Here is a 15,647-nt window from a genome sequence, read left to right on the forward strand (position 1 = left end):
AGTGGCGTGCGCGTCCATAGGGCCCTCCTGGGTTGATGTTGGGATCAGCAGGCATTTACCGCCCTACCAGTGATTTGATCCATTGCCGCAGTTCTGTACTATCCAGCGGTTTGCCCAAAAAGGTATCAAAGAGCCCGCCCTCGAGCACCGCCTCAACCTCGCTGCGGGCGTAAGCAGTGTACAGGGCGATCGGTACGCGGGGGCAGCCCTCAGTTTGCTCCTCAGCGCGGATGCGCTTGGCCAGCTCAACACCATCGAGATCGGGCATGTGGCGGTCGAGCACCAGAGCGTCCAGCCGTTGCGTCCGCCACGCCTCCAAGGCAGCGGTGCCGTTTTTGGCCGTGGTGACCGTGCAGCCGAACTGCTCAAGCAGGACCTGGGCCAAAAAGACATTCGTCTGTTCATCATCGGCTACCAGCACATGCAGCGGGCTCGTTGGGGTCTCTTCGCCAAGAGCCGGGGAAGCGGCTTTCATGTCGGTGGCGGCATCGCGTTCTGTCTCTGGTGCTACGACGGGCGTTAGTGGCAGCGTCACGCTGAACGTGGAGCCCACCCCCGGCGTGCTCTCGAGCGCGATTTTTCCGCCGAACAGCTCGGTGAGCTCGCGCACGATGGCCAGCCCTAAGCCGTGGCCGCTGCGCGACCCCTGGTAGCCGGCGCGATCGAAGGCCGCAAAGATGTGCGCTTGCTGGTCTGGAGGGATCCCCGGACCGGTATCGCGCACTTGGAAGGTGATTCGGTCATCGAGCCCAGTGCATACCCTCAGATCGATTCCCCCCTCCTGGGTGTATTTGATGGCGTTGCTGAGCAGGTTCGACAGGATCTGGCCCAGCCGGGTGGCGTCGGCCTCCACCCACTGTGGCACGCCCGCCTCAAACAACCCACAGGTGCAGGTGAACGCTAGGCCGTGCTCGCCGGCAAGGTGGCGGTAGACGGTGCACTGGCTCTGAATCGCTGCATGCAGATCGAAAGGCGCGGGCCGCAGTTTAAGCCGGCCCGCCTGTAGCCGGCTCAGGTCGAGCAGTGAGTCGATCAGCTCCAGCAGTCGGCCGCTGGCGTGGCGGCACTGCTGCACGTAGCTCTGGCGTTGCTCTTCTTCCAAATCCGGTGCGGTGAGTAGGTCGACGAAGCCGGTCAGTGCGTTGAGTGGCGAGCGCAGGTCGTGGCTAACGGCGTTGAGAAAGGTGGTCTTGGCCGCCACCGCCTCGGCTAGCTCCTGTGCTGCTCGCTTCTGATCGCTGATATCGAAGCTTACGCCAAGTGTCTCCACCAGCTCGCCGCGAGAATTGGTGATGGGGTGGATCGTGAGCAGCGCCGGGAATCTACTGCCATCCCGGCGAACCAGTTCCGTCTCCATGCGGACGGGTTGGTGCTCATGGCACAGGGGATCGACATATCCGGGTAGCCGTTCGCTGTCAGCATCAGTATGCAACAGGCTTACGTGTCGGCCGATCAGCTCCTCACGGTTGTATCCAAACAGCACCTCAGCACCGGTGCTGGCCTCAAGGATTACCGAATTCAGATCCGTTTTAATCAGGCTGACTGACTCGGCGGCCGCGAAGATCGCTTCGAGATCGTGCTTGCGCGCCTGAAGCTGCTGGCGCAGCTGTTGTTCGGCGAGTTCAGCACGCCGGCGCTCGGTGATGTCTTCTTGGACGCCGAAATGGCCGGTGATGCGGCCTTGCTCATCGTAGAGGCAGGTGTAATCCCCATTGATGATGATGGGCGTACCATCCATTCGTTGCTCATGCGTTACCGCATGGCGCTGGCCTCGATCAAAAATCTCTCTGAGTGCATCGCGAGCTTGCTCAATATGCTCATCTGGGAAAAAATCAATGAAGGTTAAACCAATTAAATCTTCTTCCTTAGCGCGGTATTGATCCAGTATGGCCTGATTGATTTTGGTGACTCTTTGATGTGTCTGTTAGCGGCTTTGGAAAACCGTACAAAATTGGCGGAGGATTCAGACATACTAATACGTTGCTGAGATCCACCGCCATGTCCTTTTCCTTACAGGTGGTAAATTAACTCTCTGCTTTGGCTTTTTTGCTCGGGGACTTGCGCTTAGCTTCTCGGGTGTTTCTGCGTTCTTGAGCTTCCTTGTAGCGATATGACTCGCCGTCTATGGCGAGCACTTCGGCGTTATGCAGCAGTCTATCGATCAGGGATACGACACATGCAGCACTCGGGAAGACCTCGCCCCACTCGCTAAAGGGGCGATTGGTGGTGATGATAATAGAGTTCTTCTCGTACCGGCGGCTGACCAATTCGAAGAGCAGATCGGCATAACGCGTCGAGTAGGAGAGATACCCTAGCTCGTCGATGACCAGTAAGCGTGGCCTAGTGAATCGGTTAAAGCGCTGCTGGAGTAGCCTCTCACTGTCTTGTGAGGCCAGCTCGGCGAGAATGGTGCTGGCGTTGACAAAGAGCGCGGTATAGCCGGCGATCACCGCCTGGTAGGCGATATTGCGGGCTATCATGGTTTTGCCGACGCCATTACTGCCGAGCAGGACGACATTACCGGCCTCGGGGATGAATTCCAGGCTCATCAGGGCATTGATAGCGCCGCGGTCACAGCTAGTAGGCCACGACCAATCGAATTCGCTCATCGGCTTGAAACGCCCTATATGTGCTTCGCTCAGGCGGCGCTCGAGAGAGCGGCGGGTGCGCTCTTGCTCTTCCCAGCACAGCATCTGCTCGATCCACTGCTTATCCTCGATCTCTTCCCAGTGGGCGAGGATGCCATGCAAGCGCAGGGCCTTGGCCCGCTCAATCATTTGCTGCTCAGGTGTTTTCGGGGCCATTGTCGTCTTTCTCATAGTTAGGGGTTAGGGCGTCGTAGCCATCGAGCCCGCGCAACCGGATGCTTGGCTCACGTTGACGTAGCTGCTCGGGTAAGCGCAGAGGCAGCGATGGCGGGCCAGGGGTTTGATCGCGGCGTTGTTCGAGGATCTGGCTGAGGGCATGTGGGTGGGGTACACCACGCTCGAGAGCGTGCTCAATGGCGGCATCGAGCTCGCTGGCGCCGTAGTGATCGAGCAGACGAAGTAGCGCAGCTGTGACGCTGCCGAGGCTATTGGTGCGCGTTGCCGCTTGCGAGAGAAACTCCTTGGCGCGCGGTACAGAGCTGCTAAGCCGGTCGGTGCCACGATGTAGTCGAGCAGCTTGCTTCTCTTGGGCTAGCTTATCGATATGGCGCGGGTCCTCTATTTGAGCATGGCGATCATAGCTGCGTGGATGCGAGGCTATAACGTTCTCGCCATCAAGCACCTGGATCCTCTCCAGAGTTGCGCTGACGCTGAGTGTTTTGCGGACATATTTGTGCGGCACCGAGTAGTCGTTAAGGTCAAAGCGCACATAAGGGGTTTTGCCTACCTTTACAGGCACGTTCTCATAGCAAGGAAATGGCTCGCTGGGTAAGGCACGTAAGTAAGGCTGCTCCTCGGCAAATGCCTGGCGAACACTGCTCTTTTGCTCCTGATCGCAGCGCCGCTCGGCGGCAATGCTTACGCACCAGTGCTGCGCCTGCTCGTTCAGATCATCAAGGCAGTTAAACTGCCTACCGGGCCAGAAGCTGGAACGCACATAGCGGATTGCCCGCTCGACACGGCCCTTTTCGTTGCCTCGGGCTACGGCTACTGGCCGTGGCTCAAAGCCGTAGTGGGCGCTAAGATCGAGTAGCTGCGGATTAAAGCGGATCTGTTCGGCGTAGCGCTCCAGCACCGCGCTTTTGAGGTTATCGTAGAGCAGGCACCTGCACACCCCCTGCCAGGCCTCGAAGGCGGCGACGTGGCCACGCAAAAAGTTGGCCGTCGATGAGCCGAGGTAGAAGCGCAGAAAGATCCAGCGCGAATAGCTCAGGACCATGACAAATGCCATCAGTGGGCGCTTAGCCCGACCTATGGGCAGTTTGCCGAAATGGCCCCAATCGACCTGTGCCTGCTCCCCGGGCAGGGTACGCAGGCGCATATACGCCTCAGCGACCGGTTTCGGCCGGTACTGGCTTATCAGGTGGCGAAAGTGATCAGGGCCGCCCGAATAACCACGCTCGCGGGCCATGTCATAGAGCCGGCTAGCTGGTATTTTGGGGTAATCTGCCAGGGTCTGCTCGATCCAGGGTACATAGGGATCAATGATCGATCCTCGCCTAGTGCGTTGTGCACTAGGGATACCGGCCTTTGCCAGCACCCTATGGACGACATCGGTGTGGACATTGAGTTGTCGGGAAATGGTGCCGACGCGCCAGTGCTCGGCGTAGTGATAGCGCATGATCTGCGCCTCAAGCTCTTTGGATATAGCCATATCCTTACACTCCATATGCTCGGCGAGATGAGCGCAGAAACATGCGCCTCGGGCTTAGCGCAAGGCAATTCTCGCCGGATCTCAGGGACCCGAGGGGCGCAACGGCTCGCGGCGAGAATAGCGGCGCAGGGTATTTGTGCGGACAAATACCGAGCACGGGCGAGCGCAGAAGTCACAGCGCGGGGCGCTCTCTGTGAGTCGGCGCGCTTGCTGATAATCGGGCCGCTGAACAGGCCGTGCTCGAGCTTGGTTATCTGGCTGCGAGAGCTTAAGTGAAGCATCACTATCAACAGGTGTGGAACCCTGATGCGTCACTTTTTTGTCTCGGCTTAGGGATAGGGATAGGGATAGGGGTCGAGTCCGGGCCCTGGCTCGATAACGACTCTGGCGCTCTGCATGCTTGGCTTTGCCTCGCCTAGAGTCTTGATAACGCCTACCCGCCTCGCGCAGGGACTGGCGGCGGGCAGCAGTTGCGCATTGCTGGCTACAGTAGCGATTGCCGCGATCACATTGACTGCAGATCATGACCTGTCGATTGCAGCAATCGCAAAAGAAAAGTCGGCGGGTCAATGCTTTAGGCTGGCTCATCGGGGCGCTTATCCAGGTAAATTGCAAACACTGGACAACGGCGCTAAACCCGAGGATACTGATAAGTGCCGTGTCGCAGGACGCGGTGGGCGCGGCATCAGGAGGGTTGTCAGCCTCTGGTTACCTGATGTCGCGTCGCCCTTACTACTTGCCTACCGATTCTCACCCTCTTATAAGCAAATCTCCAGTACTTTTAGCTGCTTAAGCAATAGCTCTGTGGACTTGTGGACGAGCGCTTCGCGCCGCCCTGAGCCCTACGGGCCGTGTGGACAGCCCGTGGACAACCCTGCGGGTTGCCCACCGCCTGCCCACACTCTCAGGGCTCTCGCCCACAGGGCCCACAGAGCCAGTTACTGGTTTATAAGGAAAAGAAGGGACAAGCGAAAGCAGAAATCGACACAGAGCGTGGTAGTTAGTCTTAGCTTTTAACTACCCAGTAGATATGCTTATTCTTGAATCCTCCGCCAAATATGTACGGATTTTGGCAGCCAACAACATGTGTCAAGGCATAGTCAAGCAGCGCCTCTTTTTGCTCCTCTGTAGCACCCTGCCAGTCAATCGGTTCATCCAGCATCATGAAGAAGAAACCGCTAATCGACTGATTAAAGAATTCTTCGAGCCGCGCTTTGCTCTGTGCCAGTTCCTGCTCGGCTCGAACCCTGTCGGTGATGTCGTGTATGTATCCGTGCCAGAGCGTGCTGCCATCGGCCAGGCGTTCCGGCATGGAATTCCCCTCAAGCCAGGCCGTTCCCTTTGAGGAGTGGTGAATCCGGAAGGTCTGGTACCACGGCGTTAAGGCCTGTGCCGATCGTTCAATGCTCCGGTAAAACTCACCCCGATCGGCCTCGTAGATGACTTCGAAAAGGTGATCGGGGTACTCGATGGCCTGTTCCGGCGTGACGCCGTAAATCTGTTCAGCCCGACCATTGGCATAGACGAAGGCGTGGCGGCCGTCGGGCCAGAGCCGGTATTGATAGATGAATCCAGGCAGCTGCGCGGTAAGATTGGCCAGCTGCTTGCGCGCCCGCTCGGACTCCTGTTGCGCCTGCTTGATCTCGGTGCGGTCGTCGTAGACCGCGACCACTTCGCCGGAAGAGAGCCGGAAGATCCGGTTCTCACGCCAGGCAGTGATACGCTTATCCTGATACGAGGCCAGCGGCAATTCTTCCGGTACCCCGGTGCGGGCCACCCGTTGCAGCGCTGCCAAAAGCCCCATTTCCACGACCCCTGGGAAGCAGTCGGTCAGTCTGCGACCGATGACCTCGTCGCGGGTGATCTGATCGAGGCGCTCGGATGCCGGGTTGATCTCAATGCACTCGAAATCCCGCCCCTCATCCACCGGACGGTAGACAGCCACGCCACTGCCGGTCTGCTCGAAGATCCCGGCGAAGCGCTCCTTGGCTGCGGCGAGTTGCCGACGATACTCCTGCTCCGCGGTGATATCGCGGCTGATGCCCACGATGCGCACTGGGATACCAGAGGCATCGCAAATCACCTGGGCATGTCCGTGTAGGGTACGGCAACTGCCATCATCCGCGCGACGAATCTCCATCTGGATATCGAATGGGGTGCGCGAGGCCACCGCCTCGTTTAGCGCAGCCACCGTGCTATCGCGGGAATCGGGTAAGAGTGTCTCGGCCCAGTCCTCAAAGGTGTTACCGAAGACCGTGGTGTCGAGGGATTTGGACTCCGGCGCCTCGACCCAGCCTTCAGAGGCGTGACCGAAGGTGGCCGGATCAATCCCGTAGAGGCGGCACATGCACTCATCACACTCTAGCCGGCCGCTTTTTAGATCGTATTCCCAGATGCCGAGCTCGGCTGCCGAAGTCGCCAGGCGCAGGCGCTCCGTCAGTCTCTTTTGAGCCCGCTCGGCTTCTTTCTCAGCCGTGATATCGCGCCCAGTGCCACGAAAACCGGTCAGGTTGCCGTCTTCATCCAGGATGGGCAGACCGCTGACCCGCTGATGCACGAGGCTGCCATCCGGGCGCAGCGAGACATGCTCCAGGTCTCGCCAAGCACTTCTTTCATCGGCCCAGGCCTGAAGCAGCCCATGCACACGCTCGGCTTCATCGTCCGGCATAAAGTCGAATACCGAACATCCGATGATCGCCTCAACCGGGCGACCTAGAAGCGGTTCCGCCGGCGAAGTGATGAAAGTGTAGCGACCCTCGGGGTCTATCTCCCAGATGTACTCGCCCGCCGCCAGGGTGACATCCCGAAAGCGCTGCTCGCTTTTAGCTAACGCACGCTCAGTCTCCTTGAGCTGCTGGATCTCCACGTGCGTGCCCACCATGTAGATCGGCGAGCCATCGGCCGCGCGGCGCAGGGTCTGGCCGCGGTTTTGCACCCAAAGCCAGCTGCCATCGGCACACCGGTAACGGAACTCGATGGTAAAGGGAGTGCCCGCAGCTAGGTGGTGCTCGAATTCGGGGAGGATGCGCTCCAGATCTTCAGGGTGAACTAGGGCTTGCCACTGCGCGTAGGTCAATGTGCCCTGCTGCTCGGGATCGTAGCCGAGCATACGCCAGGAGGCCTCATCCCAGTGGGCACGATCGGTTTCAACGTCCCACTCCCAGACCCCGAAGCCGGCTGCCTCCTGCGCCATGCGCAGACGCTGCTCACGGGCGAACTGCGCCGATAAATCGATGCAGGCCCCGATTTTACCTACCACTTCGCCGCGCTCATTGAGTAGCGGTGCGACACTCAACTGGGCCCGAAAGCGCTCGCCGGTGCCGCGAATCAGTTCACATTCCACAGAGTAACCCTGAGCGGTGCGCTGCAATCTAGCGATACCCTCGCGCACCTGCGCATGCTCAGCCGGATCGTGGAGCATGTAGATGTCACTGCCGAGAAACGCCTCACGTGAGTAACCGAACATAAGCTCGGCGCTTCGGTTCAGCTCGCTCACCTTGCCCTCAAGATCCGTCTCGATTAAGGCTACATCGGGAACCGTCCGCAGAATAGCTGCGAGCCGTTGGCGCTGTGCCTCGCTACGCTCCAACGCTTTGCGCTGCTTAGTAATATCTTGGATAGTACCCTGGATGATCGACTGGCCGTTCTCGTCCTTCAAGCGCTGCGCGATCTCACGGACCCACAGTGTACGGCCGCCAGGGTGGACGATACGGTACTCCCCTTCACAGGAGCGCCGGGAAGGATCAGCCTTGAACTGAGATTCTGCGATCTGGCCGCGATCCGCCTCTGGGACCCGGGCGATGAACGCCCCCCAGTCCGGTTTCGATCCATCCGGGTCGAAGCCGAAAAGCTCGTAGGTCATCAACGACCAGATCAGTTGCCCGGACTCAGGGTAATGGATCCAGTGCCCGATGGCACCGATTCGCTCGGCCTGCTCGGCGCGCTGTAGGGCTTGGTTAAGGGCGTGGTGTTGCACTGTAGCATCCCGAAAGGTGACCACCACGCCGCGCTCTTCGGTCTCGTCGCTGTTGAGCGGTGAGGCCTCAATGATTACTGGAAAGGATGTCCTGGCACATGGGTGCAGCCAGAGTACCGAGTATATGGAGAGCGGCTCGCCGGTTACGGCAACCGCTGTCAGCTGTTCGGTGAGTGCCGCCGCCGATGGTTCAGCCCGCTCGGTGTCGATCACCGTGTCGAAGCGCTCGCCAAGCAGCGCGGTGTCGTCGGAGTGGCCGAGTCGCCGGCAGGCCGCCGGGTTGAGGTAGGTGAAGCGGCCACCGGAATCAAGCGCGCAGACGGCTACCGCTTGAGAATCGAGCAGCTGGTGGAGAAACCCGGCCGTGAGCTTGTTAGGTTTCGCCGAAGACCCATCCATCCCCCCACCCTCCTGTGTCATCCCACCATACTCAGCCAAAGACAGTACTCCGGCGCCGCAGAATACACCGGAGAGACTGACAGCGAGCAGAGCAGCTATCCGGGCAAAAGGGGGGGGACCCACGCACTGGTGGCTCGTCTGCTTTAACAGTCCCGTTTTAAGCTTACAACTAAAACAGCACGAAAAGCAAGTGAATTTTTATTGTTCTTTGGGCGCCTAAACCTGCCGACGAACAACACCTCAGGGCGCTAGCGTTGCAGCCCACTAGCCACCCAGTCCAACAAGCTGCTCAAGGCGCTGCGATCAAGCGGCTTGCCAAGATATGCATCGCACCCCGACTCGCTTATCAGCGACTCAACCTCGCTGTAGGCGTAGGCTGTGCATAGCGCAATCCTGGTAGGCTGCCTGCCCTGCTCATGCTCCTCGGCGCGGACGCTTCGGGCTACCTGATCGCCATCAAGATCCGGCATCTTTAAATCAAGCAGCAACATATCGAAATCTTCCGCCTGCCAAGCCGCTAGGGCCTCTGTGCCACTCTGCGCGCAAACAACCTCGCAACCGAGCTTGATCAGCAGCGCCTGAGCGAGCATCACATTGGCCGGCTCATCATCGGCGACAAGAACATTGAGGGGGCGCCGTGCTGAACTCGCAGTTGGCTCTGCATCAGACTCGCCCGCCGCTATCGAAGACTCGCCCTCAGGGCTCGGCTCACTGGCTCTGGGCAAGGGAATGGTGAAAGCAAAGGTTGAGCCTTGCCCTGGTGTACTACTCAGGGAGAGCTCGCCATCAAGCAGATTGATAAACTCGCTGACAATCGCCAACCCCAGCCCGTAACCTTGGCTAGTGCCCCTATAGCCACCGCGATCGAAGGCAGTGAAAATCTCTTTTTGCTGCTGCTCGCTTAGACCCGGCCCGGTGTCGTGGACAGCAAAACTGACTCGGGTATCGTCTACGGCACACACCTCAAGATCGACACCGCCCTGCTGGGTGTATTTAACGGCATTACTGAGAAGATTAGAGAGCAATTGCCCGAGTCGCGTATCATCCACCTCGACCCATCTGGGGACAGCTTCAGCTATGCTGTAGTCTAGACTTAGGCCCTTCTCACAGGCCCGGGACCTAAGCATAGCAACCTGGTTATCTATCAGTGCAGGCAACTCGGTTGCTCGTGGGCGCAGTTCCAAACGACCGGCTTCAAGGCGGGCGAGATCGAGCAGAGTCTCAATCAGGCCGAGAAGCCGTTGTGCCCCTTGCCGGCATTGCTCCATGTACTCAGAGCGTTGCTCGGGTGAAAGTTGCGGATCATCGAGCAGCTCAAGAAAGCCCATCAAGGCGTTTAGCGGCGTGCGCAGGTCGTGGCTGACGGCGCTGAGGAAGGTGTCTTTCGCGCGTATAGCGTCGGCGAGTTCCTGCTCAACGCGCTTTTGATCGCTGATATCGAAGGAGACACCAAGAGCGGCGATGATCTGGTCATCTGCATCCAAAATCGGATGCACCGCTAGATGCGCCATAAATGTGGTGCCGTCACGCCGTCGCATTTTGGTCTCTAAGCGAATGGGCAGGCTGCTCTGGTCGAGTTGCCGAGCCTCAACGTGCTCCTGTACATGAAGCATGGAGACGTGCTGACCGATCAGCTCACTCCGCGAATAACCGAATAACGCCTCCGTGCCACAGCTAACCTCCTGGATTACTGTGTCGCGGTCAGTCTTAATCAAGCTAACGGAGCGGGCCGCCGCGAAGATCGCCTCGAGCTCTTTTTGTCTTGTCTCAAGCTGCTCGCGTAGCTGCTGCTCGGCCTGCTCGGCGCGCCGGCGTGCGGTGATATCTACGCCTACCGCCTGGAAATGGCTCAGCGTACCGCTGTCGTCAAAAAAGGCGCGGTTGGTCCAAAGAATCCAGTACCTCAGACCGTCTGCACCTGTCAGGCTGTTCTCGAGCCGGCCCACCGGTTGCTGCGGAGTCAAGCTCGTTAAGTGTGCTTGTGCCCGTTTCTGCTCATCAACGGGAAACAAGTCGATCCAGCGTTGCCCGATCAGTCGATCCGGCTCGGTCTGGACGTAAGCCGCCAGGGCCGGATTGGCATACGTAATGGTGGTATCGGGCAGGAAGCGCTCAATCATCAGCGGCTGGTTCTCGACCAGATCCCGGTAGTGCGCCTCGCGCTCGGCAAGTTCGCGCTGCAGAACCCGCTGCTCGGTGACATCCTGGGCCGTACCGCGTAGAAGTTGCGGATTCCCGGCAGCATCAAACTCCGCATAGCCGCGGGCCTGCACAATCCGCCGACCGCCGTCCACACTCATGAGGTGGTGCTCAAGCTCGTAGGGATCCCCCCGGTTTAGAGTGCGCTCTATGGCCTCATAGAGCTCAGGGTGATCTTCAGGCGGCACTCTGGAGAGAAAGGTGTCCCAGTCCATGGCCGTTGCTGCCGGCTCCAAACCAATAATTTCGTAGATCTCGCTCGACCAGTGGACATCCCCAGACTTTATGTCATAGAGCCAGTGACCGAGTCGGGCAATGCGCTTAGCCTCAGTGAGTTCCAACTCGCTACGGCGCAGCGCGAACTCAGTCTCCTTGAGGGTCTGGACATCAACGTGAGTTCCCACCATGTAGGTCGGTGAGCCATCGGCGCCACGGCGCAGGGTCTGCCCCCGGCCCTGCACCCAAAGCCAGTCAGCATATGCCAGAGTGCCCTTTAGTAACCCCATGGGGCGCACTCCGGAATCGGCACCTTGATGTCTTCGGGACGATAACTACGCACGATCTCTAAATCTTCTTCTGTCAGGTTGCACTCAAAGGCACGCAGCCGCCGCCCAGCGGCACGCTGCAGAGAATAAAACCAGGGCCGTGCCCACTTCCCAGCCCTGCGGGTGACCACGCCCACGTCGCCGGTTTCCAACTCGACCACCGTTCCGGGCGGATAGATACCGAGTTCCCTTACGATATACTGAGCATAATGCGCGGGGTAAAGATGATCGGCCTCGCAGAATAGTTCGCGCAGTACCTCTTTTGGGGGGCGAGCAGACCGGTGGGCCCTAGGCGTGACCATGGCCATATAAACATTAGCGACCATGAGCAGGCCCGCGATATCGCAGACCGAATCACCACGGATACCGCGTGGGTAACCCGATCCATCCAACCGCTCATGGTGCTCCATGACGGCGCGCAACCAGTTATCATCATCCAGCCCAGCTTCGCGCAGGATCTGCGCCGAACGCTCCGGGTGCTCCACCAGCGCCTTGCGCTGAGCCTGGCTAATGTCAGTGGACTGTTGATCGAGTACGGCGCGTAACTCAAGCATGCCAATATCTGCGCTCAGCGCCGCGCCGATAAGACTATTGCGATACCCCTCGCAGCATCCAGCGGCGCGGGCAACAATATCGGCTACGATTGCCTGGCGCAGGGGCTGCAGGATATGTTCCGGATAGGCACGGCTAAGGTGCGCCACCCCCAAAGCAGCGTCAGTGTCCAAATCGATCAACCGTTGCAGACGCTCGACGACTTGCCGAAGCCGAGGCAAAAAGTCGCGCTCACCGGCTCGGATCCTTTCGTAGTTTCGCTGAAGAGCTTGAGCACAGGCATGCAACCGCTCGTGCGGGCTTAAATCTTCCTGAACGGGATTGCCACGCCGGACAGCAGGCCCGCCAGGATGCGTAAAGCGGCTATGCCCTAATTTCGAGAGCGACCGGCCGCTCAGCTCAACCCGTCCATCGTGAAAGATGCGCCGGAGCTGATTCTGGCTAAGGATCTGCTTACCACGGCGCATGAGGAGCCGCCCTTCCTCATCGTAGACATCAAAGGTCAGGCGATCCCCAACCTGTATGTTAGCCCCGAGCCCTAAGATAGCGGGTGAATCCTCGTAGCCTGCGCGCATTGTTAACCTGCCATATAGTTTTCTTTCAGATTATGGGCAGATTAACCGATAAACATTAACTAGAAATAAACCCGGATAATTTAGTGCGCTCCAAAGGTGAGCTTCGCCAATGGAGGGAGGTTCCACCCAGATAATTAGTCAGTTTTATCTAGTGGCTACAACACCGCGCAAGGCGGACAGCGTAACCCGTAACTCCGAGGCTTTCTGCACGCAGACGACACAGTTAATAAACTATGTTCAGCGTTCTCAAACCCCGTATGGCCGCCCCCCAGCTTCAGCCGGATCCAAGCCGAGGCGAACTCGACTGATCAACTGCCTCAGATGCTTTTCACGGATCGGCTTTTCCAAGAGCGCGTCAACCTCGACCAAATCGAACTCCTGCTCTATCTCTTCGCGCGAATAGGCCGTGCAGAGCACCTTCGGAACCCGCCGCACCCCCGGCCGAGCATCCTCTTCTGAGCGCAGCACTCGGGCCACCTCAATGCCGTTCAGTCCAGGCATGCTCAGATCAAGCAGAAGCAAATCGAACACCCCTTGCCGTGCAGCTTCCAGGGCCGCATCCCCCCTCTTAACCAAGGTAACCTCGCACCCTAGGCGCTGCAGGCGCAAGGGAACCACCACCGCACTGGTCTGCTCGTCTTCGGCGACGAGCACGCGCAGCGACTGCCCAAGGGAATTCGACTCCGGCAGCTGCTCCTCGATCTTATCCTCAACCTTCTGAGCCGGTGCACAAGGCGGCAGGTGCGCGGTAAAACCGAAGGTCGAGCCTTGACCGGGGGCAGACTCGACCCAAAGGCCGTCGCCGAGACGATGAGCGAGTTCCTTTGCGATTGCCAACCCCAAGCCAGAGCCGGCAACCGGTCCATCATAACCGAGCCGATCAAAGGCATTGAACATTGTCTGCTGCTGCGCCTCGCTCAGGCCGGGGCCACTGTCCTTCACGGCGAAGCCCACCAGCTCACCGCCCTCGGCCTGAACTTCGACGCACACGCGCCCCCTGTCCGTATACTTGATAGCGTTTTCCACCAGGTTGCTCAGCACTTGGACCAGACGCGTGGGGTCGCCGATAACCCAGCCGGGGACATCTTCAGCGATCGACCACTCAAGGGTGAGTCCCTCCTCTTGCGCCCGCTGCAGCAACAACCGACATTGTTCCTCGAGCAACTGATGCAGTTCCATGGGAACCCGCTTTAGTTGGATATTACCCGATTGCAATCGCGCGATATCCAGCAACGAGTCGATCAGCTGCGCCTGCCGCTCGCCCGCCTCCTGACAACGTTTAACAAAGTTCTGCCGTTGCTCTCTGCTTAGATCGGCGTTGCCGAGCAGTTCCACGTAACTAATCAGCGCATTTAGCGGAGTTCGCAGATCGTGACTGACGGCCCTGAGAAAGGTGGTCTTAATCCGGCTCGCATCCTCAAGCTGCTGCTGCACCGCCTTTAGATCGCTGATATCGAAAGTCACCCCCAGCGTGGCCACGACGCTGCCGTGTTCGTCCTGGATGGGGTGGATAAACAGCCGAGCTGGGAAAGACTCGCCACTCTTGCGCATCAGCCGAGTTTCGAAGTTCAGCTCCCGTTGCTCGCAAACCAAATGGCCTACCCACTTCGCAAGATCAGCTTGATCCTCCGTGATGTGCAGACAATTGACAGGCTGCCCGATCAGTTCCTCTCGGCTATATCCGAAAAGCTGCTCAGCGCCGGCACTCACGTCGATGACGCTTGATGCCAGATCTGTCTTGACCAACCCTACCGAAGTGGCCGCCTTAAAGATCCCTTCGAGTTCCTCCTGACGCTGGCGCGCTGTGGCCTGCGCCTCCTTCATGGCCGTGATGTCCTGGATGGTACCGCGCAGGATGGGTTGCCCTTCTTCACCCTTATCACGCTGGGCAAGCTCGCGAACCCAGACTACCCGCCCGTCAGTGTGAATGATTCGGTATTCGGCCTCCGTTCGCTCACGCTGCGGCTCGCGCGCGAGCTGGGACTCAGCCACCTTGGGCCGATCTTCGGGATGGACCCGCTCTAGGAAAGCATCGAAATCCGGCGGCGATCGGCTGACATCAAAGCCGCACAGCTGGAAGGTTACGGGCGACCAGGTCAAGGTGCCCTCGTGGAGGTCGCTGATCCAATGGCCGAGCCGCGCGATTTGCTCGGCAACCCGCAGATCGTGATTGGCTTGATAAAGCGCCTGCTCGATCTCTATCTGCGCGGTGACATCCCGCGCACTACCGACGCTGCATGCTGTGTAGCCGGCAGAAGCGAACGGTGCAGAATTGACGGCGTGCACCCAACGCACCTCGCCGTCCGGCCGCACGATCCGGTAGGTTTCATCGAATCGGACATCTCCCGCCTTGCACGCGGCCCAGGAACAAATAATCCGCTCACGATCACCCGGGTGAACCGCGTCTAGGAAGCTGTCGGGATTCGCCATCAGCTCCTCTATGCTGCGGCCCCAGATGCGCTCATAAGAAGAGTTCACGTAGAGCATCTGGTCGCCGGCGCGCAGCCAAACCACTTCCTCCATGGCCTCGCTGATAATCCTCGCTCGCCACTCGCTCTCTACAAGCAGCTGCTCACCGCCGGAGTAACAGGTTGCCGCCTCTGCTGCTGTGGCATCGCTGCTACAACCCCCGTCCACAGGGTGCCCCACCGACTGGATCTCCGTAACCTCAAGATCGGGCCCGAAAAGCGCCACATCCGTCCACTGGTACGGCATTACTCCGCCATCGACCAGACAAACCTCGTGGGTATAAGTCTGGAAAGGTGCCGCTGGCCCGAGTTGCGCGAGAACCGACCACACCCGGGGACGGGCGGACACAGGCACCCACTCGATCCAGCGCTGACCGAGCAGCGAGCCCGATCCCCCCCCGAATAGGCGCGCATAAGCTGCGTTCACGAAGGTCAGCGTCGTATCCGGTCTGAAACGGCAGAGGGCTACATCTAAGCTTTCACCAGGATATTCTTCGTTGACGTTGAGTGTGGCCATGGGCACAGCTACTCCGGGACGAGGACGCGAACCCACCATAACGCCGCCGCACAAGGCGGCTAACTCGGCTGCGGTTGGGCAGAGGTAACCCTCACCGACCGGAGCACGCTGCAG

The 15,647-nt window shown here is 59.2% G+C and carries 7 protein-coding genes and 1 pseudogene; all 8 read right to left on the reverse strand.

All coding sequences use genetic code 11. The features are described from left to right. Window positions 1–55 precede the first annotated feature (55 nt). The 8 genes and pseudogenes from HH1059_RS13980 to HH1059_RS09895 all read right to left on the reverse strand — a co-directional run bounded on the left by HH1059_RS13980 (window position 56) and on the right by HH1059_RS09895 (window position 15,533). Window positions 56–475, reverse strand: a complete 420-nt coding sequence (locus HH1059_RS13980) for a response regulator (protein WP_275951853.1) — start codon at window positions 473–475, stop codon at window positions 56–58. Window positions 476–529: 54 nt separating this feature from the next. After that, window positions 530–1,909, reverse strand: a pseudogene (locus tag HH1059_RS09865) (PAS domain-containing sensor histidine kinase); the annotation flags it as partial. Window positions 1,910–2,024: 115 nt separating this feature from the next. Beyond that, a complete protein-coding gene (gene istB, locus HH1059_RS09870) occupies window positions 2,025–2,804 on the reverse strand; it encodes an IS21-like element helper ATPase IstB (protein WP_096409993.1) in 780 nt (259 codons plus the stop codon). Continuing rightward, a complete protein-coding gene (istA, locus tag HH1059_RS09875; RefSeq protein WP_096409994.1) occupies window positions 2,785–4,302 on the reverse strand; it encodes an IS21 family transposase in 1,518 nt (505 codons plus the stop codon). The genes istB and istA overlap by 20 nt, the downstream gene beginning before the upstream one ends. Before the next feature lie 1,006 nt (window positions 4,303–5,308). Further along, window positions 5,309–8,800: a PAS domain S-box protein gene (locus HH1059_RS09880; protein WP_096409995.1), complete on the reverse strand. Its 3,492-nt coding sequence runs from the start codon at window positions 8,798–8,800 to the stop codon at window positions 5,309–5,311. 125 nt (window positions 8,801–8,925) lie between these two features. Beyond that, entirely contained in the window at window positions 8,926–11,382 is a 2,457-nt protein-coding gene (locus HH1059_RS09885; RefSeq protein WP_096409996.1) for a PAS domain-containing sensor histidine kinase, read from the reverse strand. Continuing rightward, a complete protein-coding gene (locus tag HH1059_RS09890) occupies window positions 11,370–12,548 on the reverse strand; it encodes an HD-GYP domain-containing protein (protein ID WP_096409997.1) in 1,179 nt (392 codons plus the stop codon). The genes HH1059_RS09885 and HH1059_RS09890 overlap by 13 nt, the downstream gene beginning before the upstream one ends. Window positions 12,549–12,794: 246 nt before the next feature. Further along, on the reverse strand, window positions 12,795–15,533 hold the full coding sequence (locus HH1059_RS09895) for a hybrid sensor histidine kinase/response regulator (protein ID WP_162549496.1): 2,739 nt from the start codon (window positions 15,531–15,533) through the stop codon (window positions 12,795–12,797). Between the last annotated feature and the right edge of the window lie 114 nt (window positions 15,534–15,647).

The sequence above is a fragment of the Halorhodospira halochloris genome, from assembly GCF_002356555.2.
Classification (GTDB): Bacteria; Pseudomonadota; Gammaproteobacteria; order Nitrococcales; family Halorhodospiraceae; genus Halorhodospira; species Halorhodospira halochloris.